Genomic DNA, 18,927 nt, shown 5'->3' on the forward strand with positions numbered 1-18,927 from the left:
GTACGACGTGCGATTCGTCGAGCCCCGGCTCAGGGTCGGGCTGCCGACTCCGCCTCACGGGCGGCCGCGTTCGCGTCGGCGACGAGCAGCGCCTGGCTCGGGTCTTCGGGCGCGGGCCCGACCTTGCCCGGGTGATACCGGCGGTCGCCGCGACGGCCGAGCCAGCGTGCGAACCACGACAGCGAGAGGTTCATCGCGAGGTACAGGACGAACGCGACGCACCACAGCGTGAACAGGTACCGGTTGCCGTAGAAGCTGCCGAGGTTGTTCAGCGTGACGCGGAGGAGTTCCTGATAGCCGACGATGTAACCGAGCGAGGTGTCCTTCAGCAGCACCACGAGCTGCGCCACGATGATCGGCAGCATCTGACGGAACGCCTGCGGGAACTCGACGAGCATCTTCGACTGCAGCGGCCGCATGCCGACGCTGAGCGCCGCCTCGCGCTGACCTCTCGGCAGGGCGACGAGTCCGGCGCGCAGCGCCTCGCCGATGAGCGCGCCGTTGTAGACGGCGAGCGCTGCGACGACGGCCCAGTACTGCCCCGTGCCGGCGACGAGCAGGATGAAGAGCATCATCAGCAGCACGGGCATGCCGCGGAAGAACTCGATCAGCACCGCGGTCGGGATGCGGATCCATCCGATCGGCGAGCTGCGCAGGAGCGAGAGCACGACGCCCAGCGCGACGGCGAGCACGGCCGCGACGACCGCGGCCCGCAGTGTGTTCCAGACGCCGGTGAAGATGACGAACGACCAGAATTCGGGGTCGGCGACGATGTCCCACCGCGACGGGTCGAACATGCCGGGGAGGATGATCCCGCCGGACTCGCGCGGTGCGTTCAGCACCATGATGCCCCAGGCGACGGCGCCCAGCAGGAGCACCCCGCTCACCCACGAGAGGATGGCCGACAGCCGCCGCGCCTTGGGGCCGGGCGCGTCGAAGAGGACACCGGCTCCGCTCATCGCTGCACCACCCATTTCCGCTCGAGCTGGGTCGCGAGGAGGCCGAGCGGCACGGTCACGACGAGGTAGAAGAAGGCGACCCCGATGAGGATCGGGATGACCGCGTTACCGTGGGCGTTGGCGAGCGTGCGCCCGCTCGCGAACAGCTCGGCGACGAAGCCGACGCCGCCGACCACCGACGTGTTCTTCGCGAGCGCGATGAAGACGTTGATGAGCGGTGGGATCGTCATGCGGAACGCCTGCGGGAAGATCACGAGCGCCACCGACTGGCTGAAGCCGAGCCCGAGGCTGCGCGCGGCCTCGGCCTGGCCGATCGGCACGCCGTTGATGCCCGAGCGGAGCGCCTCCGCGACGAAGGGCGAGGTGTACACCGCGAGGGCGGCGAACCCGGAGATGATGAACGGCACGCGCGCACCGAGCAACGGCACGATCACCACCGCGAAGAGCACGACGAGCGTGAGCGGAGTGTTACGGACGATCTCGGTGTAGACGGTGGCGATGCCGCGGAGCGTCGCGATCGGCGAGATGCGCATCGCCGCGATGATCGTGCCCAGGACGAGCGCACCGAGGCCGCTCACGCCGAGCAGCAGCAGCGTCACGCCGAAGCCCTGGAGATAGAGGTCGAGATTCGCGATGACGACGTCCACGCGGGTCCTCTCGGGTTGCGGGTCGGGCGGGATGGTCCGGGCCCCGCGAACGGGGCCCGGACGTCGGGATCAGTAGCGATCGACCGCCGGCGGCTCGACGAACGGCAGGATCTTGCCCGCCGTCGAGTTCCAGGCTTCTTCGTACGTCCCGTCCTCGTACGACTCCTCCAGCACGTCGTTGATCCACATGCGGAAGTCGGTGTCGTCGAGCGCGAGGCCGATGCCGTACGGCTCCTCGGTGAAAGGCTCACCGACGATCTTGAACTCGCCCTCGTTCTGGTCGGCGAGACCCGCGAGGATCACGTTGTCGGTCGACACCGCGACGACCTGGCCGTTGCGAAGCGGCTCGAGGCAGTTCGAGTACGTGTCGGTCTCGAGCACCTCGGCGCCGAGTTCCTTGAGGTTCGCGGCCGGCGTCGAGCCGGTCACGGAGCAGACCGGCTGCCCGACGAGGTCCTCTTCGGAGGCGATGTCCTCGTTGTCGGCCAGCACGAGGATCGACTGACCGGCCAGGTAGTACGGACCGGCGAAGGACACGACCTGCTTGCGCTCGTCGTTGATCGTGTACGTCGCGATGACGATGTCGACCTGGCCGTTCTCGATGAACGGCTCGCGGTTGGCCGAGACGGTCTCGACCCACTCGATGCTGTCGGGCTCGATGCCGAGCTTGCCCGCGATGATCTTGCCGATTTCGACATCGAATCCCTCGGGGTCCCCGGACGGACCGACCAAACCGAAGAGCGGCTGGTCGAACTTGGTGCCGATCGTGATCGTGCCCGCCTCGGCGAGCTCGGCCATGGTCGTGCCCTCCTCGAACTCGGGAGTCTCCTCGACGGTGGGCTCGGCGTCGCCGCCGCCGTCCCCGGCACAGCCGGCGAACAGGAGCGCGGACGCCGCAGCTGCGGCGACCAGGGCGATTCTGCTGCGTTTCATGTCCCTGCCTCTTCTCTTTCCGTTGGGTCCTCGCCGCTCGTGGCAGCGGAGGTCTTTGGGGTCGTCAGTGCTCGAGGATCTTCGAGAGGAAGTCCTTCGCGCGATCGGACTGCGGGTTATCGAAGAACTCGGCCGGGGTCGCCTCTTCGACGATCTTGCCGTCGGCCATGAAGAGCACCCGGTCGGCCGCCTTGCGGGCGAAGCCCATTTCGTGGGTGACGACGATCATCGTCATGCCGTCCTTCGCGAGGCCGACCATGACGTCGAGCACCTCGTTGATCATCTCGGGGTCGAGCGCGCTCGTCGGCTCGTCCATGAGGATGAGCTTGGGGTTCATCGCGAGCGAGCGGGCGATCGCGACGCGCTGCTGCTGACCGCCCGAGAGCTGCGCCGGCAGCTTCTTCGCCTGGTTCGCCACCCCGACCCGGTCGAGCAGCTCCATCGCCTTCGCCTCGGCGTCTTTGCGGGACATCTTCTTCACCCTGATCGGCGCGAGGGTGATGTTCTCGAGCACCGTCTTGTGCGCGAAGAGATTGAACGACTGAAAGACCATGCCGACGTCGGCCCGCAGTTTCGCGAGCGCCGCGCCCTCTTCGGGCAGCTGCTCGCCGTCGATCGAGATCGAGCCCGAGTCGATGGTCTCGAGCCGGTTGATCGCCCGGCACAGCGTCGACTTGCCCGAGCCGGAGGGCCCGATCACGACGACGACTTCGCCGCGGTTCACGACCGTGTTGATGTCGTTCAGCACGTGCAGCTCGCCGAAGTGCTTGTCGACGTGGTCGACCACGACGAGCGGCTCGCCGCGTCGGACGCTGATGTTCGAGGTCGGCGGCGCGGGCTGGGTGGGCTCCATACCCCCAAAACTAGGGAGGCTTCGGCCCTTGCCGCCACTGTTCGACGACGCGGTTACCGTTTCGTGACCCGCGGGGCGGACGGTCCGCCCGTCAGCTGCGCTGTGCGAACGCGCTCTCGTAGAGGCACACCGACGCGGCCGTCGCGAGGTTCATCGATTCGGCCTTACCGTAGATCGGCACGATGACGACGCGGTCGACGAGGGCGAGCTGCTCGTCGGGAAGGCCTCGGGCCTCGTTGCCGAACAGCCAGGCGGTCGGGTTGGCGAGCACGCCGTCGTTGCGCACCGTGAGCAGGTCTTCGCCCTTGACGTCGGCGGCGAGCACCGTGAGGCCCGCGGCGCGGGCGCGCGACAGCACGTCGTCGAGGTCGGCGCCCACAGCGACCGGCAGATGGAAGATCGAGCCCGTCGATGAGCGGACGACCTTCGGGTTATAGAGGTCGACGGCACGCCCCGTGAGGATGACCGCGTCGGCTCCGGCGGCGTCGGCGGCCCGCACGATCGTGCCGAGATTGCCCGGGTCGCGCACCTCCTCGAGGATCGCGATGAGCCGCGGCCCCGCCGCGAAGACGTCTTTCACGGCGGTCGGGAACTGCCGGCACACGGCGACGAAGCCCTGCGGCGTGACCGTGTCGGCCATCGACGCCAGCACCTCCTCGGTCACGAACTCGACCTCCACCGCGGCGCGCACGGCGTCCTCGGCGATGTCGGTGTAGCGCTCGAGCGCGGTCGGGGTCGCGTAGAGCTCGACGACCAGTTCGGGCCGGAACTCGAGCGCCTCGGAGACCGCCTGCGGCCCTTCGAGCAGGAACAGCCCGCTCTCGGCGCGTGCGGCCTTCTTCGCGAGTTTCGCGACGGCACGGACGCGCGGAGAGCGGGGGTTCTCGAGCATGATCACAGTCTATTCAAGGGGATGCCGCGGTCGGGGCATCCTCGGAGCACTCGCGCGGCGGCATGCGAAACGGCCCGGCCGCTCTGCTGATGCAGAGCGCCGGGCCGTTCGAGGAGAAGTCGACGCTTACGCGGCGGTCTTCGGGGCCGAGGTGTCTGGCCCTGTCGACGCAGCCGCCTTCTTAAGCGGCGGTCTTCGGGGCCGAGGTGTCGGCGGGGAGCGCCTTCTTGGCCGACTCGACGAGCGCGGCGAAGGTCGCCGGCTCGTTGACCGCGAGCTCCGCGAGGATGCGGCGGTCGACCTCGATGCCCGCAAGGCCGAGGCCCTGGATCAGGCGGTTGTAGGTGAGGCCGTTCTGACGCGAAGCCGCGTTGATCCGCTGGATCCAGAGACGACGGAAGTCGCCCTTCTTCTTGCGGCGGTCGTTGTACGAGTAGACGAGGGAGTGGGTGACCTGCTCCTTCGCCTTGCGGTACAGGCGCGAACGCTGACCGCGGTAGCCCTCGGCACGCTCGAGGATGACGCGACGCTTCTTGTGCGCATTGACTGCGCGCTTGACTCTAGCCATTGTGCTGTTTCTTCCTTACGGGATTCTCGCGGCTCAGTGGCCGAGAAGCTTCTGGATCTTCTTCGCGTCGGCGGGCGAAACGACCTGGTCCTGGTTCAGGCGCATCTTGCGCTTCGAGGCCTTGACCTCGAGGTTGTGGCGCATACCGGCCTGCTGCTTCTTGATCTTGCCGCTGCCGGTGATCTTGAAGCGCTTCTTGGACCCGGAGTGGGTCTTCTGCTTCGGCATCTCGTGTTTCTCCTTGGTTCTGCCGCCATGCGGGTGACGGACGTGGGTGTTGGCCTACGCCTCGGTGGGCTCGGCCGTCTGCGCGTCGGCGTCGTCCGCGGCATCCGCCGTCGGTCGCACCTTCGCTGCAGCACGCTGTGCATTCGCCTCGGCCTTGGCCTCGGACTTGTTCTTCAGGGGCGCGATGACCATGACCATGTTGCGGCCGTCGATCGTCGGGTTGTGCTCGACCGTGCCGAACTCAACCACGTCTTCGGCGAAGCGCTGGAGGAGGCGGACACCCATCTCGGGGCGCGACTGCTCGCGTCCGCGGAAGAGGATCATCGCCTTGACCTTGTCGCCGGCCTTCAGGAAGCCGATGGCGCGCTTCATCTTGGTCTCGTAGTCGTGCTTGTCGATCTTGAGACGGAACCGGACCTCTTTGAGGATGGTGTTCGCCTGGTTGCGCCGGGCCTCTTTCGCCTTCTGCGCAGCCTCGTACTTGTACTTGCCGTAGTCCATGATCTTGGCGACCGGCGGCTTGGAGTTCGGTGCGACCTCGACGAGGTCGAGGTCGGCCTCCTGCGCGAGCCGCAGGGCCACCTCGATCTTCACGACGCCGACCTGCTCTCCGCCGGGGCCCACGAGGCGGACCTCGGGAACGCGGATGCGGTCATTGGTACGGGGATCGCTGATGCGTGTACTCCTCTACTCAAGCTGTCTGTGCGCCGAAGGAGGAGAATTCACGTATTTCGCGCGGAATCTCACCGCGACTCATACGGCACCCTGTCTACTCCCCCGCGGCGGTTCTGGCGAACCTTCGCGTGAGAGCGGAGTGCAATCGACCCGGTAACCTTGATGAAGCGGTATGCGCGGGTGGGAGAATCTCCACTTTCGTACCGGGGGAAAGCCCCGGAGCCCGAAGCAGTCTAGCAGAGGAAGTCTGTGTCACATAGTTCGCCCACCACTCCGGGTTCCGACGAGTCCACCCACCGCTACGAGGAGGCCGTCAACGAGTCGGTCGACGGCGCCCTGCGCGACATCGCCGAGGTGCCCGCCGTCGAGATCATCACGACCGCGGCCGTGCACCTCATGAGTGCCGCCGCCGTGAAGCTCGGCCTCGCCGACAACCCCGACGAGCAGCTCGACCTCGACGAGGCGCGCAAGCTCATCAACGCCCTCGCCGGGCTCATCACCGCCGGAGCGCCGGAGATCAGCGACATGCACGCGCGCTCGCTCCGCGACGGGCTGCGCTCGCTCCAGCTCGCGTTCCGCGAGGCCTCGTCGATCCCCGACCCGATCGGGCAGGGCCCCGGCGAGAAGTGGACCGGCCCCGTCAGCTGACGCGCGCAGGCGTGCGGTCCGGCTCCAATCTCACCGCTGGCAGCTCGGGCACCGGAAGGTGACCCGCTCCTGCGGATCTTCACCGGCGCGCGCCTCGCGGCCGAGCGCGCCGCGTTCGATCGTCGTGCCGCAGCGCAGGCACGGCGCGCCCGCGCGTCCGTAGACCCAGAGTCGTCGGCCGCGACGGTCGACCCCCGTGGTCACGCGCGCCGGGCGATCGCGGTTCGCCACGATCAGCCGGTGGGCGAGCGCCACGACCGCAGCCAGATCAGGCACCTCGCCGACGGGGCGATCGGGGCGGATGCCCCGGAGGAAGCACAGCTCGTTGACGTAGACGTTGCCGAGCCCGGCGAGGTTGCGCTGGTCGAGGAGCGCGACCGCGATCGGGGTCGACGGGCTCGCAGCGAGGCGGCGGACGGCCTCCTCCGCATCCCAGTCGGGGCCGAGGAGATCGGGACCCAGGTACCCGAGCGCCTGCTCGTCGTCGGCACGCGCCAGCACCTCGACGAGTCCGAGTTCGAAGCCGATCGCGACCGAGCGGCCGGTCTCGAGCACGACCCGCGCCAGGTGCGCGGGCTTCGGCCAGCGCTCTCCGGGCGCGAGCACGCGCCACTCCCCCTCCATCTTGAGATGCGAGTGCACCGTACGCGTCGGCGTGCGGATGAGCAGGTGCTTGCCGCGCGCGAGCACCTCGTCGACGCGTTCGCCAGCGAGGTCCACCGTCGCGAACGCGGGCACGCGGAAGTCGGTGCGGGTGAGCACCTCGCCCGCGAGGGCCGACCTCAGTCGCGCCGCGGCCTGGTGGACGCTGTCACCTTCTGGCATCGAGTCGCACTCCGCGCGGGGTCTCGCTGAATCCGGCCGCACCGAGCGCCCGGCCGAACGGCGTCCCGAGCACGAACGCCCCGTTGACCGACTCGACGGCGAGGCGCCGCACCCGACCGGCGACGACCGTCGCGGCGAGGGTCTGCGCGGCGAGGGCGAGCCGCCGATCGTCGTCGCGGTAGACGAGCACCGTCTTGCCGCCGCGTTCGACGTACGCGATGAGCTCGCCGTCGACGAGCACCACCATCGCCCCCGCCTTGCGCGCCGCCCGGTGCGAGCTCTCACCGGGCGGGTCGGGCCACGGAAGCGCGGCGCCGTAGGCGTTCGCCGGGTCGGTCGCGGCGAGCACGAGCGCGGGGCCGTGCTCGCGCCTGCCACGCGCCTGCGGCGACTCGGCGGGCACCGGGCCGGCCGCGAACTCCGCCGCGGTCGCGGGTCGAGGCGTGCCGGCGACGTCGTCGGACTCGCCCGCGGAGTCGACGAGCGCCCGCAGCCGATCGACCGCGCCGGGCGCGGCGAACTGGGCCGCACCGAGTCGCTCGACGAAGTATCCGCGCCTGGCGCGCCCCGACTCCTCGAAGCCGCGCAAGGTCTTGTAGACGAGCGCGAAGCCGCCGAGCACGCCCTCGGCCACCGCCGTGCCGCGGGTGACGACGCCGTAGCGGTCGAGCAGCGTCTCGCCGAGCGCGTGCCCTCGGCGGGTGGCGTCGGTCTCGGCGACCGGGAGGATCGACCAGCGCCCGGCGACCGAGGGCGGGCCGGTACGGCTCGGCATGACCGCCCGCGGCAGGCTGCGCCCGCGGAGGGCTCGCGCGCGGGCGCTCGGGCGCTGCGGCTTGTGCGCGCTGCGACCGCCGCCGACGAGCGCGCGCAGCGGGGCCGCGGTGTCGTTCGTCACGAGCCCCGACCAGACGAGCGACCAGAGTGCGGCGACGAGGGCGGCGTCGTCGGGCGGCGCCTCGAACGACCCCGCGGCGCCCACGGCGTCGGCGAGCTGCCGGAAGAAGAACCCGCCGCCCGAGCCGAGTGCGAGGAGCACCTCGCGCTCGAGCGGCTCGAGGTCGACCTCGGGCGCCCAGGGCAGCGTGAGCGGCGCCGACTCAGCGAGGTGGAGGCTCACCCAGCCGTCGTCGCCCGAGAGCGCACCCGACCCGGCCCAGAGCACCTCGCCCGAGCTCATGAGCTCGTCGAGCATCGCGGGCGAGTAGTCGGCGACGCGCGCCGGCAGCGCGAGCGACTCCCACGCCGAGGCCGGCAGCCGGGCACCTTCGAGCTGCTCGATCGCCGAGAGCACGCCGTCGATGCCGCGGACGCCGGTGCCGACCCGCTGCCACACCGGCAGGAACCTGGCCAGGGCGAGCTGCGGCGCGGGCTCGATCTCGTGCCGCAGGGCGGCGAGCGAGCGGCGGCGGAGCCGACGCAGCACCTCGGCGTCGCACCACTCGGTCGAGGTGCCGTGCGGACGGAACTCGCCCTCGACGACCCGCCGGTCGTCGGCGAGGCGACGCAGGGCCCCCCGCGCGACCGCCACGCCGACGCCGAAGCGCACGGCGACGTCGTCGACCGTGAACGGACCGTGGCTGCGGGCGTAGCGACTCACGAGGTCGCCGAGCGGGTCGGCGACGTGCGCCTCGAACGCGGCCGCGACGCCGGGCGGCACGGGCACCCCGAGCGCGTCGCGCAGGCGCCCGACGTCTTCGACCGCGGCGAGCTGCTCACGACCGGCGAAGCCGACGCGAACCGCCCGACGGGCGGCGAGGAGCGCGGCGATCGCCGCCCCCGCGTCGGTCTCGGCGTCGGCCCGGGCGCCGATCTCGTCGGGCGTCAGCGGGCCGAGCGTGCGCAGCAGGTCGGCGACGCCCTCGACGCCGCGGGCACGCCGCTCGGGCGCGAGACGCTGGAGCTCGGCCTCGACCTCGTCGATGACGGCCGGGTCGAGGAGCTCGCGCAGCTCGACCCGGCCGAGCAGCTCGCCGAGGAGCGCCTGGTCGATCGCGAGCGCCGCGGCCCGGCGCTCGGCGAGCGGTGCGTCGCCCTCGTACATGAAGGCGCCGACGTACCCGAACAGGAGTGCGCTCGCGAACGGGCTCGGCGAGTCGGTCGTGGTCTCGACGACTCGGATCTTGCGGGAGGCGATCTCGCCGGCGACGGCGACGAGCGCGGGCACGTCGTACACGTCTTGCAGGACCTCGCGCAGCGTCTCGAGGATGATCGGGAAGGTCGGGTAGTCGCTCGCGACCTCGAGGAGCTGCGCGGACTTCTGCCGCTGCTGCCAGAGGGGCGAGCGCTGCCCAGGCCGGTAGTGCGGCAGCAGCAGCGCGCGCGCCGCGCACTCGCGGAACCGGCTCGCGAACAGGGCGGAGCCGCCGACCTCCTCGGTCACGAGCGGCTCGAGTTCGGCGGCGTCGAAGACGAACAGCTCGGCGCCGGGCGCGTCGCCGCCGGTGTCGGGGATGCGCACGATGATGCCATCGTCGGCCGCGATCGCCGCGCCGTCGACGCCGTGCCGTTCGCGGACGCGGGTGCCGACGGCGAGCGCCCATGGCGCGTGCACCGGCATGCCGTAGGGCGAATGCAGGATGACGCGCCAGTCGCCGAGCTCGTCGCGCGAGCGTTCGACGACGAGGGTGCGGTCGCTCGGCACCGCGCCGGTCGCGGCGCGCTGGTCGGCGAGGAACCCAAGCAGGTTCGCGGAGGCGTTCGCGTCGAGCCCGGCGGCGGCGACGCGCGCCAGGGCGTCGGGCTCGTCGGCCGAGGAGAGCTCGCGCATGAAGCCGCCGAGCGCCCGCCCGAGCTCGGCCGGACGACCGATGGCGTCGCCCTTCCAGAACGGGACGCGACCCGGCTGGCCGAAGGCCGGCACCACGTTGACGCGGTCGAAGGTGATCTCCTGGATGCGCCAGCTCGTCGCGCCGAGCGCGAAGACGTCGCCGACCCGCGACTCGTAGACCATCTCCTCGTCGAGCTCGCCGACCCTGCGGCCGGTGGCGTCGTCGCCGACGAGGAACACGCCGAACATGCCCCGGTCGGGAATCGTGCCGCCGCTCGTCACCGCGAGCCGCTGCGCGCCGGGCCGCCCCGTGATCGTGCCGCCCTCGCGATCCCAGACGACGCGCGGCCGCAACTCGCCGAATCGATCGGAGGGGTACCGGCCGGCGAGCAGGTCGAGGGTCGCCTCGTACGCCGAGCGCGGCAGGTTCTGGAACGGCGCGCTGCGGCGCACGGTCTCGAACCACGACTCGACGTCGAGCTCGTCGACGGCCGCGGCGGCGATCGTCTGCTGGGCGAGGATGTCGAGCGGGTTCGCCGGCACCCGCAGCGTCTCGATCTGCCCGGCGAGCATGCGCTCGCTGGCGACGGCCGTGTGCACGAGGTCGGCACGATGCTTCGGGAACATGATGCCCCGCGAGACCTCGCCGACCTGGTGGCCCGCACGGCCGAGCCGTTGCAGCCCGCTCGCGACCGACGGCGGCGACTCGACCTGCACGACGAGGTCGACGGCACCCATGTCGATGCCGAGCTCGAGGCTCGACGTGGCGACGACGCAGCGCAGCCGGCCCGACTTCAGGTCGTCCTCGATCTCGGCGCGCTGTTCCTTGCTGACCGAGCCGTGGTGGGCGCGGGCGACGACCGGAGGTGCGCCGGAGGTCTGCCCCGACTGCGCCATGAGCGCGGCGGGCGGCCCGCTCGCGGCCGCGGCGGCGACGAGTGCGGCCTGCTCGTCGGCCTCGAGCGCGAGCTCGTTGAGCCGCGCCGTCAGCCGCTCGGCGAGGCGACGCGAGTTCGCGAAGACGATCGACGAGCGGTGCGCGAGCACCCGGTCGAGGATCGCCTGCTCGACGTGCGGCCAGATCGACCCCGTCGCGTCGTCGCTCGCGGGCAGGCGCGACATGTCTTCGACGGGCACCTCGACCCGCAGTTCGAAGCGCTTCTCGCTCGGTGGGGCGACCACCGTCACGGGGGCGGCGGCGGAGAGGAATCGGGCGACCTCGTCGAGCGGGCGCACGGTCGCCGAGAGCCCGATGCGCTGCGCGGGCTTCGCGAGCAGCGCGTCGAGCCGTTCGAGCGTGACCGCGAGGTGCGCGCCGCGCTTGGTGCCGGCGACGGCGTGGATCTCGTCGACGATGACCGTCTCGACGCCGCGCAGCGTCTCGCGCGCCTGCGAGGTGAGCATGAGGTAGAGCGACTCGGGCGTCGTGATGAGGATCTCGGGCGGCCTCGCGACGAGCGCGCGACGCTCGGAGGCAGGCGTGTCGCCCGAACGCACGCCGACCGAGACCTCGGGCACCTCGAGGCCGTGGGTTGCGGCGGTGCGCGCGATGCCGACGAGCGGCGCCCTGAGGTTGCGCTCGACGTCGACGCCGAGCGCCTTGAGGGGCGAGAGGTACACGACCCGGGTGCCCGCGGTCGCCGGGTCGGGCGCCTCGTGGTGCAGCCGGTCGATCGCCCAGAGGAACGCCGCGAGCGTCTTGCCCGAGCCCGTCGGCGCGACCACGAGCGCGTGCTCGCCCCGCGAGATCGCCTGCCACGCGCCGCGCTGCACCGCCGTGGGTTCGGTGAAGGACTCGGTGAACCACGCCCTGGTCGCGGGTGAGAACTCCGCGAGCGCCTCGGTCATGCCTCCATTCAAGCGGATGCCACCGACGCGGGCGCCGATGCCCTCGGGCTCGCGCGCCGGCAACCGCTCAGCGGCCCTCGCCCGCGGCGAGCGCGCGAGCGACGGCGTCGACCGTGCGGCGCACCTCCGCGGCATCCGTGCGCCAATTGCTGACCGAGAAGCGCACCACCGCGCGGTCGTGCCAGCGCGAGGTCATCGCGAGCACGTCGCCCTCCGCCCAGAGCCGTTCGCTGAGGGCCTCGGTCGCGTCGTCGTCGGCGAGCGCGATGCACAGCTGTGTGAAGACGACCTCGTTCAGCACCTCGACGCCGGGCAGGCGCCCGATGCCGTCGGCGAGTCCTCGCGCGGCGGCGGCCAGGCCGTCGACGAGCTCGGCGACGCCCGAGCGACCGAGTGCGCGCAGCACCGCCCAGACCGGCACGCCGCGCGCCCGTCGTGAGAGCTCGGGCACCTTCTCGTGCGGGTCCGCGCCGACCTCGGTCGCCTGCAGGTAGCTCGCGTGCATGCTGAGCGCGCGATGCATGGCGCGGCCGTCGCGCACGATCGCGAGCCCCGAGTCGTAGGGCACGTTGAGCGTCTTGTGCGCGTCGGTCGACCACGAATCGGCGTCGGCCATGCCCGCGGTCAGGTGGCGCAGGTTCGGCGACGCCGCGGCCCAGAGGCCGAAGGCACCGTCGACATGCACCCACGCGCCCGCCTCATGGGCCGCGGCGATCGCGCCCCCGAAGTCGTCGAAGGCGCCCGAGTGGATGTTGCCGGCCTGCAGCAGCACGATCGCGGGCCCCTCCCCTGCGGCGAGCGTGTCGCGCAGCGCATCGACCCGGATGCGGCCCTGCTCGTCGGACGGCATGACGATCGGCGCCCCGAGCCCGAGGTATCGTGCGGCGAGGTCGACCGTGCCGTGCCGTTCCTCGCCGACGATGAAGCGGATGCGCGGGGCGCCCGCGAGCCCGGCCTCCTCGACGTCCCAGCCCACGCGGGTGAGCACCTCGTCGCGGGCCGCCGCCATGCAGGTGAACTGGGCCATCGTCGCGCCCGTGGTGAAGCCGACCTCGCTGCCCGCAGGCAGCCCCAGCAGATCGACGAGCCACGCGCCCGCGAGCTCCTCCGCGGCGACCGCGGCAGGGGTGATGGTGCGCAGCCCGGTGTTCTGGTCCCAGCTCGAGACGAGCCAGTCGGCGGCGAGCGCCGCGGGGTGGGTGCCGCCGATCACCCAGCCGTAGAAGCGCGGCGACCCGATCGCGATGAGCCCGGGCTCCGCCGCGGCGGCGAGGTGGTCGATCACCGCGGCTGCGGGTTCGCCGTCGTCGGGGAGGTCGCGGCCGAGCCGGTCGAGCATCTCCTCGGTCGTCGCGCCGGGCGGCACCCTCCGCTCGCGGACGCCGTCGAGCCAGGCCCGGGCGTGCACCCCGGCCCGCTCGAGCGCCGCGTCGTAGCCCGCGTCGCCGTCGTCTCGTCGTTCCGCATCGGGATGCTCGGTCATGGCCGCACCTGGATTCCGCGCCGTCGCGCCTCTCCGATCATGCTCCCGGTCGGGTCGACGGTCAACCACCCGAACGAGTCACCGGGCGGGCCGCCGCACGGTCACCGGTTCAGGCGTCGGATACCCCGGCCACGAGCTTCACGGCGAGCGAGTCGACGCCCGTGGCGATCGCCTCGTCGGCCGCCCAGCGGTGCGCGAGCCGCGTCGTCGTCGCATCGAGCGCCTCGCGGGTGAGCCCAGCGACGAGCTCGAGCCGCACGACGAGCTCGGGGCCGGCGAGCCTCGCCTCGGGGTCGCCGGGGAGGAGCGTGATGCCGAGCACCGAGAGCTCGCGCTCCGCGGCGCGCAGGAAAGCCTCGCGCACCTCGTCGGACTCGAACGGCGGCCGCCACGGCAGCGACTGGGCGACCGCCCACACCGCCGGCCGGCGCAGCACGAACTCGCCGGGCGAACCGGGGTCGAGCACGACGAGCTCGGTGCCGTCGTCGGCGGCCGCGAGGGCGACCCGGACGCCGTCGGCGGGCACCGGTCGCGCGACCGGGTTCCACCGCGACATCGCCTCGACCGAGGAGAACACCGGCAGCACCGCGCGCCCGTCGGGGCCGGCGACGGTGACGATCGAGAGCTCCTGGCTCTTGTCGACCGCGAGGCCGTGCGCGCCCGTCTCGGTGCCGCCGTCGCCGAGTTCGGCGAGCAGCGGGATCAGCAGGCGCGACTCGGCGAACGCCGCGACGACCTCGGACTGCCCGCCCTCCCCCGCACGGAACCGCGCGATCGCCTCGGCGAGCTCGGCGGGGGCGCTGCCGTCGTCGGCCGCGTGCGGGTTCGCTTCGAACGACCGCCCGGCCCAGGGCACGCCGGCGGAGTCCGCGGCGGACGGCGGGGTCGCCGGGGCATCCCCGTGCTCGCCCGCCGGACGGTCAGCGTGAGGCGACATCCAGCGCCTCGGCCAGCGTGAACGCGCCGGCGTAGAGGGCCTTGCCGACGATGGTGCCCTCCAGGCCGAGCGGCACGAGTTCGCGCAGGGCGACGATGTCGTCGAGGCTCGAGATGCCTCCCGAGGCGACCACCGGGCGCTCGGTGCGCTCCATGACCTGGCGAAGCAGCTCGATGTTGGGGCCCTGGAGGGTGCCGTCCTTCGTGACGTCGGTGACGACGTAGCGGGCGGCGCCGGCCTCCTCGAGGCGGTCCATGACCTGCCAGAGGTCGCCGCCGTCCTTCGTCCAGCCACGGGCGGCGAGCGTCGTGCCGCGCACGTCGAGGCCGACCGCGATCGCCTCGCCGTACTGGGCGATGACCGAGGCGGCCCACTCGGGGTTCTCGAGCGCCGCCGTGCCGAGGTTGATGCGCTTCGCCCCGATCTCGAGCGCGTGCTCGAGCGACTCGTCGTCGCGGATGCCGCCCGAGAGCTCGACGTTCACGCCGCGGACCTGACGGATGACCTTCTTCAGGATGCCGCCGTTCGACCCACGGCCGAAGGCCGCGTCGAGGTCGACGAGATGGATCCACTCGGCGCCCTGGTCGGCCCAGTCGACGGCCGCGTCGACCGGGTCGCCGTAGCTCGTCTCGGTGCCGGCTTCGCCCTTCGTCAGGCGGACGGCCTTGCCACCGGCGACATCGACTGCCGGAAGCAGCACGAGACCGGGGGTCTTGTTGAACTCACTCATCACTGTCCTCGTTCGCGGGATGCCGCCGTGGATCGACGGTCGGCACAGTCACAGAATCTTAGTCGCCCGGGGCTCGAGCGGCCTGACCGTGACACGCACGGTCTCGGGCGGGCGTCAGCCGAGGGTGCCGATCCAGTTCGACAGCAGCCGGATGCCGGCATCGGCGGACTTCTCGGGGTGGAACTGGGTCGCCGAGAGCGGGCCGTTCTCGACCGCGGCGAGGAAGGACCCGCCGTGCTCGGCCCACGTCAGCTTCGGGCCGGGGAACGGCGGGATCACGTCGAGGTGCCACTCCTGCGCGGCGAAGGAGTGCACGAAGTAGAAGCGCTCGTCCTCGATGCCGTCGAACAGCACAGAGCCCGCGTCGGGGGTCACCGTGTTCCAGCCCATGTGCGGCAGCACCGCGGCGGGAAGCTCGGTGACCGAGCCCGGCCACTCGCCGAGCCCCTCGGTGTCGACCCCGCGCTCCACGCCGTGCTCGAAGAGCACCTGCATGCCGACGCAGATGCCGAGCACCGGGCGCCCGCCCGCGAGCCGCCGGTCGATGATCTCGTCGCCGCGCACCGCGCGCAGCTGCTCCATCACGGCCTTGAACGCGCCGACGCCCGGCACGAGCAGGCCGTCGGCCTCGCTCGCCGCCCGGCGGTCGGCCGTGACCTCGACCTCGGCGCCCGCGGCCTCGAGTGCCTTCGCAGCCGAGTGCACGTTGCCCGAGCCGTAGTCGAGCACGACGACGCGGCGGGTGGGGCTCACAGCGCGCCCTTCGTCGACGGGATGCCGGTGACCAGCGGATCGAACGCCTTCGCCTGCCGGAACGCCCGAGCGAAGGCCTTGAACTCGGCCTCGGCGATGTGGTGGGGGTCGCGACCGCCCAGCACGTTGACGTGCACGGTGAGCCCCGCGTTGAAGGTGATCGCCTCGAAGACGTGCCGCACCATCGAGCCGGTGAAGTGGCCGCCGATGAGGTGGAACTCGAAGCCCGCGGGCTCGCCCGTGTGCACGAGGTACGGACGCCCCGAGATGTCGACGACGGCCTGCGCGAGCGCCTCGTCGAGCGGCACGAGGGCGTCGCCGTACCGCGAGATGCCGCGCTTGTCGCCGAGCGCCTGCCGGATCGCCTGCCCGAGCACGATGCCCGTGTCCTCCACGGTGTGGTGCACGTCGATGTGGACGTCGCCCGCGGCGCGCACGGTGAGGTCGGTGAGCGAGTGCTTCGCGAACGCCGTCAGCAGGTGGTCGTAGAACGGCACGCCCGTCTCGATGTCGCTCGCACCGGTGCCGTCGAGGTCGATCGAGAGGTCGATGCTCGACTCGCTGGTCTCGCGCTGCACGCGTACCGCGCGGTTGTGGGTCTGGCCGCTCATGCGTCGATCCTATTCTTGGCGGCGCCCGCCGCGTTCGGGGCGAACACGGCGATCGCCTCGAGGAAGGCGGTCGTCTCGGCCTCGGTGCCCGCGGTCACGCGCAGGTGCCCGGGAATGCCCAGTTCGCGAATGAGGATGCCACGCGCCAGGAGCGCCTCGAAGACCGCGTGCGGGTCGTCGACGCCCCCGAAGAGCACGAAGTTCGACCCGCTGCGGTGCGGAGCGAAGCCGAGCCGCGCGAGCTCCGTGGAGATGCGCTCGCGCTGCCCGCGGATCTCGTCGACCATCGCGAGCATCTCGTCGGAGTGGGCGAGCGCGCCGAGCGCAGCCGCCTGGGTGAGCGCGGAGAGGTGGTACGGCAGCCGGACGAGGCGCAGCGCGTCGATCGTCGTGGGATCGCCGGCGAGGTAGCCGACCCGGGCGCCGGCGAAGGCGAAGGCCTTGCTCATGGTGCGCGAGACGACGAGGCGCGGCCGGCCCTCGAGCAGGGTCAGCGCGCTCGGCGTGCCGGGCTCGGCGAACTCGAAGTACGCCTCGTCGACGATGACGATGCCGCGGGCGGCGTCGGCGACCGCGCGGATCGTGTCGAGGTCGAGCGGGGTGCCCGTCGGGTTGTTCGGGGCGCAGAGCAGCACCAGGTCGGGGTCGTGCTCGCGGACGGCGGCGACCGCGGTCTCGGGGCTGAGCTCGAACTCCTCGTCGCGGGGTGCGGCGACCCATTCGGTGCCGGTGCCCGAGGCGAGCAGCCCGTACATCGAATACGTCGGGTCGAAGCCGAGCGCCCGGCGCCCGGGGCCGCCGAAGGCCTGGAGCAGGTGCTGGAGCACCTCGTTCGACCCGTTCGCGGCCCAGATGTGCTCGGGGGCGAGCCCGTGGCCGAGGTAGCGGGCGAGCGCCTCGCGCAGCTCGGTGAACTCGCGGTCGGGGTAGCGGTTCAGCCGGAGGATCGCGGCGGCGACGCGGGCCACGATGTCGTGGGCGACGTCTTCGGGGATGGGATGCGTGTTCTCGTTGACGTTGAGCGCCACGGGGACGGACTTCTGCGGGGCGCCGTACGGCGAACGCCCGCGGAGGTCGTCGCGGATGGGGAGATCATCGAGACTCGTCACCGAACCATGCTAGCCACGCGCAGCACGGCGTCCCCTCCGTGAGACCCCGTGTGACCGGGCGTGCCCGCTACTCGGCCGCCGGGACGGCGAGCTGCTGGCCGGGCACGATCGTGGCCTCGTCGAGGCCGTTGATGCGCAGGATCTCGGCGATCGTGTCGCGCGGGTCGGCGGTGGGCGCGATCGACTCGGCGATCTCCCAGAGGGACGCACCGACCTCGACGGTGACGTACTCGAGCGCGGCCCCTGCGCCGGCGCCCGAGACGTCGGCCGCGGCGCCGCCGCCCCCGAGCACGATGACGAACGCCCAGACGATGAGCGGGAGCGCTGCGAGCGTCGTGAAGACCACACGGCCCCGCCGGGTCAGTCGCAGGCGGGTGCGGACCGCCACCGGCTCGCCTGCGCCAGCACGCGCGAGACGGTCGGGCTCGTGGAACGGCACCGGGCGGGACTGCACCGGGGCGTACCCGCCGGTCATGATCGCTGCGCTCATCTCACACCTCCTGAGTGAATCGCATCCGGCCCTCGGCCGGGAGGGCCGAATGCGAATCTATGTTCCGAATATATCTTCGAATGTTTTCGAAGGCAAGCACCCGAACACCGATTCCCCGTGCACGAATACCACGACACACTCGAACGAATGTTTGCCGCACCCCTGCGAGGCGGATACAGTTTCGAATGTCTGGACACAGTGCAACAGACACCACCGACATCCGATCGCGAGGCGATCGCAACGAGGGGCGGAGACCGTGAGCGACAACGACGTGCGTGACATCGGAAGGGCGCGTCGACGCAAGAGCCTGAGCGCCAAGCAGCTCGCCATCCTCGAGGTCGTGCAGCGCTCGGTCGCGAGCCGCGGCTATCCGCCGAGCATGCGCGAGATCGGCGACGCCGTCGGGCTCTCCTCCCTGTCGAGCGTCACGCACCAGCTCAACCAGCTCGAGCTCGCCGGCTACCTGCGCCGCGACCCCAACCGCCCCCGCGCACTCGAGATCCTCATCGAGGTGCCCGGACTCGAGGAGCGCGCTCCCGCCGCGGGCGACGCGGCCCCCGTCGGCGACGCCGCGATGGTGCCGCTCGTCGGCCGCATCGCCGCCGGTGTGCCGATCACCGCCGAGCAGCAGGTCGAAGAGGTCTTCCCGCTCCCCCGGCAGCTCGTCGGCAAGGGCGAGCTGTTCATCCTCAAGGTCGTCGGCGACTCGATGATCGACGCCGCCATCTGCGACGGTGACTGGGTGGTCGTGCGCTCGCAGCGCACCGCCGAGAACGGCGAGATCGTCGCGGCCATGCTCGACGGCGAGGCGACGGTCAAGGTCTTCCGACAGCGCGACGGCCACACGTGGCTGCTCCCCCGCAACAGCGCGTTCGAACCGATTGTGGGCGACCACGCCGAGGTGCTCGGCAAGGTCGTCTCGGTGCTGCGCGCGGTCTGACCCGGAGTCGAGCCGACCCGGCCGCGCG

General features: G+C 71.7%; 19 protein-coding genes. 2 read left to right on the top strand and 17 right to left on the bottom strand.

Annotated elements, in window-relative coordinates:
• Window positions 1–29 precede the first annotated feature (29 nt).
• The 8 genes from ACFVAJ_RS00065 to infC form a co-directional block, all read right to left on the bottom strand.
• Window positions 30–959, bottom strand: a complete 930-nt coding sequence (locus tag ACFVAJ_RS00065) for an amino acid ABC transporter permease (protein ID WP_376940735.1) — start codon at window positions 957–959, stop codon at window positions 30–32.
• Window positions 956–1,606 carry an amino acid ABC transporter permease gene (locus tag ACFVAJ_RS00070; protein WP_376940737.1) on the bottom strand — a complete coding sequence of 217 codons (651 nt, stop codon included), beginning with the start codon at window positions 1,604–1,606 and terminating at the stop codon, window positions 956–958. Before ACFVAJ_RS00070 ends, ACFVAJ_RS00065 begins: the two co-directional genes overlap by 4 nt.
• 69 nt (window positions 1,607–1,675) lie before the next feature.
• Window positions 1,676–2,539 (bottom strand): glutamate ABC transporter substrate-binding protein, encoded by an 864-nt coding sequence (locus ACFVAJ_RS00075; RefSeq protein ID WP_376940739.1) that lies wholly within the window; start codon window positions 2,537–2,539, stop codon window positions 1,676–1,678.
• A 64-nt stretch (window positions 2,540–2,603) separates the two neighbouring features.
• Window positions 2,604–3,392 (bottom strand): amino acid ABC transporter ATP-binding protein, encoded by a 789-nt coding sequence (locus ACFVAJ_RS00080; RefSeq protein ID WP_376940741.1) that lies wholly within the window; start codon window positions 3,390–3,392, stop codon window positions 2,604–2,606.
• A 91-nt stretch (window positions 3,393–3,483) separates the two neighbouring features.
• Window positions 3,484–4,284: a TrmH family RNA methyltransferase gene (locus ACFVAJ_RS00085; RefSeq protein ID WP_376940743.1), complete on the bottom strand. Its 801-nt coding sequence runs from the start codon at window positions 4,282–4,284 to the stop codon at window positions 3,484–3,486.
• Between the two features lie 181 nt (window positions 4,285–4,465).
• Window positions 4,466–4,852, bottom strand: coding sequence for a 50S ribosomal protein L20 (gene rplT / locus ACFVAJ_RS00090; protein ID WP_157422736.1), 387 nt, complete (start codon window positions 4,850–4,852; stop codon window positions 4,466–4,468).
• 33 nt (window positions 4,853–4,885) lie between these two features.
• Window positions 4,886–5,080, bottom strand: a complete 195-nt coding sequence (gene rpmI / locus ACFVAJ_RS00095; RefSeq protein ID WP_376940746.1) for a 50S ribosomal protein L35 — start codon at window positions 5,078–5,080, stop codon at window positions 4,886–4,888.
• A 54-nt stretch (window positions 5,081–5,134) separates the two neighbouring features.
• Window positions 5,135–5,755: a translation initiation factor IF-3 gene (gene infC / locus ACFVAJ_RS00100; protein WP_376942428.1), complete on the bottom strand. Its 621-nt coding sequence runs from the start codon at window positions 5,753–5,755 to the stop codon at window positions 5,135–5,137.
• 249 nt (window positions 5,756–6,004) lie between these two features.
• Here infC and ACFVAJ_RS00105 point away from each other — a divergent pair, with 249 nt between their 5' ends.
• Window positions 6,005–6,403, top strand: a complete 399-nt coding sequence (locus ACFVAJ_RS00105; RefSeq protein WP_376940748.1) for a DUF1844 domain-containing protein — start codon at window positions 6,005–6,007, stop codon at window positions 6,401–6,403.
• Window positions 6,404–6,433: 30 nt separating this feature from the next.
• Here the strand turns inward: ACFVAJ_RS00105 and ACFVAJ_RS00110 are convergent, their stop codons facing one another.
• The 9 genes from ACFVAJ_RS00110 to ACFVAJ_RS00150 form a co-directional block, all read right to left on the bottom strand.
• A complete protein-coding gene (locus tag ACFVAJ_RS00110; protein WP_376940750.1) occupies window positions 6,434–7,228 on the bottom strand; it encodes a DNA-formamidopyrimidine glycosylase family protein in 795 nt (264 codons plus the stop codon).
• Window positions 7,215–11,846, bottom strand: a complete 4,632-nt coding sequence (locus ACFVAJ_RS00115; RefSeq protein WP_376940753.1) for an ATP-dependent helicase — start codon at window positions 11,844–11,846, stop codon at window positions 7,215–7,217. The genes ACFVAJ_RS00110 and ACFVAJ_RS00115 overlap by 14 nt, the downstream gene beginning before the upstream one ends.
• Before the next feature lie 67 nt (window positions 11,847–11,913).
• Complete coding sequence (locus tag ACFVAJ_RS00120) at window positions 11,914–13,329, bottom strand: pyridoxal phosphate-dependent decarboxylase family protein (RefSeq protein ID WP_376940755.1); 1,416 nt, start codon at window positions 13,327–13,329, stop codon at window positions 11,914–11,916.
• Window positions 13,330–13,438: 109 nt separating this feature from the next.
• Entirely contained in the window at window positions 13,439–14,266 is an 828-nt protein-coding gene (locus ACFVAJ_RS00125; protein ID WP_376940757.1) for an SseB family protein, read from the bottom strand.
• On the bottom strand, window positions 14,250–14,996 hold the full coding sequence (gene priA, locus ACFVAJ_RS00130) for a bifunctional 1-(5-phosphoribosyl)-5-((5-phosphoribosylamino)methylideneamino)imidazole-4-carboxamide isomerase/phosphoribosylanthranilate isomerase PriA (RefSeq protein WP_376940760.1): 747 nt from the start codon (window positions 14,994–14,996) through the stop codon (window positions 14,250–14,252). Before priA ends, ACFVAJ_RS00125 begins: the two co-directional genes overlap by 17 nt.
• Window positions 14,997–15,110: 114 nt before the next feature.
• Window positions 15,111–15,749 (bottom strand): imidazole glycerol phosphate synthase subunit HisH, encoded by a 639-nt coding sequence (gene hisH, locus ACFVAJ_RS00135; RefSeq protein WP_376940761.1) that lies wholly within the window; start codon window positions 15,747–15,749, stop codon window positions 15,111–15,113.
• Entirely contained in the window at window positions 15,746–16,360 is a 615-nt protein-coding gene (hisB, locus tag ACFVAJ_RS00140; protein WP_376940763.1) for an imidazoleglycerol-phosphate dehydratase HisB, read from the bottom strand. The genes hisH and hisB overlap by 4 nt, the downstream gene beginning before the upstream one ends.
• Window positions 16,357–17,469 (bottom strand): histidinol-phosphate transaminase, encoded by a 1,113-nt coding sequence (locus ACFVAJ_RS00145; protein WP_376940764.1) that lies wholly within the window; start codon window positions 17,467–17,469, stop codon window positions 16,357–16,359. Before ACFVAJ_RS00145 ends, hisB begins: the two co-directional genes overlap by 4 nt.
• Before the next feature lie 67 nt (window positions 17,470–17,536).
• Complete coding sequence (locus ACFVAJ_RS00150; RefSeq protein WP_376940765.1) at window positions 17,537–17,959, bottom strand: LysM peptidoglycan-binding domain-containing protein; 423 nt, start codon at window positions 17,957–17,959, stop codon at window positions 17,537–17,539.
• Window positions 17,960–18,215: 256 nt separating this feature from the next.
• Here ACFVAJ_RS00150 and lexA point away from each other — a divergent pair, with 256 nt between their 5' ends.
• Window positions 18,216–18,899 (top strand): transcriptional repressor LexA, encoded by a 684-nt coding sequence (gene lexA, locus ACFVAJ_RS00155; RefSeq protein ID WP_376940766.1) that lies wholly within the window; start codon window positions 18,216–18,218, stop codon window positions 18,897–18,899.
• Window positions 18,900–18,927 lie beyond the last annotated feature (28 nt).

This window comes from Agromyces sp. NPDC057679, from assembly GCF_042799635.1.
Classification (GTDB): Bacteria; Actinomycetota; Actinomycetes; order Actinomycetales; family Microbacteriaceae; genus Agromyces.

Excerpts from the sequence above, each read along its gene's own strand:
- rplT (WP_157422736.1), bottom strand. The coding sequence starts at position 4,852 with ATGGCTAGAGTCAAGCGCGCAGTCAATGCGCACAAGAAGCGTCGCGTC.
- ACFVAJ_RS00065 (WP_376940735.1), bottom strand. The coding sequence starts at position 959 with ATGAGCGGAGCCGGTGTCCTCTTCGACGCGCCCGGCCCCAAGGCGCGG.
- rpmI (WP_376940746.1), bottom strand. The coding sequence starts at position 5,080 with ATGCCGAAGCAGAAGACCCACTCCGGGTCCAAGAAGCGCTTCAAGATC.
- ACFVAJ_RS00125 (WP_376940757.1), bottom strand. The coding sequence starts at position 14,266 with ATGTCGCCTCACGCTGACCGTCCGGCGGGCGAGCACGGGGATGCCCCG.
- priA (WP_376940760.1), bottom strand. The coding sequence starts at position 14,996 with ATGAGTGAGTTCAACAAGACCCCCGGTCTCGTGCTGCTTCCGGCAGTC.
- hisB (WP_376940763.1), bottom strand. The coding sequence starts at position 16,360 with ATGAGCGGCCAGACCCACAACCGCGCGGTACGCGTGCAGCGCGAGACC.
- ACFVAJ_RS00075 (WP_376940739.1), bottom strand. The coding sequence starts at position 2,539 with ATGAAACGCAGCAGAATCGCCCTGGTCGCCGCAGCTGCGGCGTCCGCG.
- ACFVAJ_RS00080 (WP_376940741.1), bottom strand. The coding sequence starts at position 3,392 with ATGGAGCCCACCCAGCCCGCGCCGCCGACCTCGAACATCAGCGTCCGA.
- ACFVAJ_RS00115 (WP_376940753.1), bottom strand. The coding sequence starts at position 11,846 with ATGACCGAGGCGCTCGCGGAGTTCTCACCCGCGACCAGGGCGTGGTTC.
- ACFVAJ_RS00110 (WP_376940750.1), bottom strand. The coding sequence starts at position 7,228 with ATGCCAGAAGGTGACAGCGTCCACCAGGCCGCGGCGCGACTGAGGTCG.
- ACFVAJ_RS00120 (WP_376940755.1), bottom strand. The coding sequence starts at position 13,329 with ATGACCGAGCATCCCGATGCGGAACGACGAGACGACGGCGACGCGGGC.
- ACFVAJ_RS00085 (WP_376940743.1), bottom strand. The coding sequence starts at position 4,284 with ATGCTCGAGAACCCCCGCTCTCCGCGCGTCCGTGCCGTCGCGAAACTC.
- ACFVAJ_RS00150 (WP_376940765.1), bottom strand. The coding sequence starts at position 17,959 with ATGAGCGCAGCGATCATGACCGGCGGGTACGCCCCGGTGCAGTCCCGC.